Annotated in this window: 1 protein-coding gene; it reads right to left on the reverse strand. The window is 68.7% G+C overall.

All coding sequences use genetic code 11. The features are described 5' to 3' along the window. Positions 1-142: 142 nt before the first annotated feature. Positions 143-892, reverse strand: a complete 750-nt coding sequence (locus ACFQEU_RS16385) for a sugar phosphate isomerase/epimerase family protein (RefSeq protein WP_379783893.1) — start codon at positions 890-892, stop codon at positions 143-145. Between the last annotated feature and the right edge of the window lie 216 nt (positions 893-1,108).

The following is a 1,108-nucleotide window of genomic DNA, read 5'->3' on the forward strand; positions in this document are numbered from 1 at the left end:
GGACCGCGACAGCGGTGCCGTGGACGGCGACGGCGAAAACCCGGACCGCGACCCACCGGCCGATCGCGACGACGGGAACTGATCATCGGGGAACCGGGGGCGCAAAACGGGACCGGGACGCCCGGTCGGGCAGTGTCGGCTCTCACCACTCCGCGCCGAGGTGGTCGGCCACGCGGTCGGCCGAGTCGAGCAGCAGCGCGTCGTCGTCGGTGAACACTTCCAGCGCGACGGTGCCGTCGAACCCCGACAGTTCGGCGCTGAACGCCTCGTAATCCACCTCGCCCGCACCGACCGGGATGTGGGTGTCGCCGCGGCGACGCACGTCGTGACAGTGGAGGTGTGAGACGCGGTCGGCGTGACTGCGGAGGAACCGGCGTATCGCCTTGTCCCCGCCTTCCATGTAGGCGTGGCCGACATCGAAGCAGATCGGGGTGTCGGTCTCGCGGGCGATGTCGCCGAGCACGGACAGTTGGAGCCCCTTGTGCTGGTGGCCGACGTTTTCGACGACGACCTCGACGCCCGCCTCCCGCCCCGCCTCGGCGACCCGGGCGAGCTGGTCGGCGGCGACGTCGCGGAAGTCGACGTCGTCGCGGTCGGCGGAGGTGGCGTGTAACACCGCCTTCTCCGCGCCGAGATCGCTGACCGCCCGCAAGAGCCGGCGTTGATACGCGACGATGGCGTCGTTCACCTCGTCGGCGTAGCTCGTTAACAGCTGGCTGTACGGCAGGTGAACGAGCAGGTCGCGACCATCGAGCGCCCGGTCGAGTCGGTCGGGATCGATCGACTCCGGCGGCAGGCTCGACGCGCCGACTCCGAGCTCTATGAAGTCGAACGCCGCCGGCGACGCCGCGGCACGGTCGACATCGACGCCGACGGTCACCCCGATCTCCATACCGACCGACTGACCCGGCGTCGACTTAAAAACGAAGGGTCCGAGAGCGGTGGGGACGGTGATCGATATCGGGGGTACGTCTCTCAACCCGAGAGCAACGAGATCGTATTTAAACGGTGTATGAGCGGCAGCGACGACTACTCATAAATGAACGATGCGGTGGCGCGCCCCGGTGAGCGGCCCGGCGGGCCGGGAACCGACGGTGCGAGGTCGCCG

The sequence above is a fragment of the Halorubrum tibetense genome, assembly GCF_042661865.1.
Taxonomy (GTDB): domain Archaea; phylum Halobacteriota; class Halobacteria; order Halobacteriales; family Haloferacaceae; genus Halorubrum; species Halorubrum tibetense.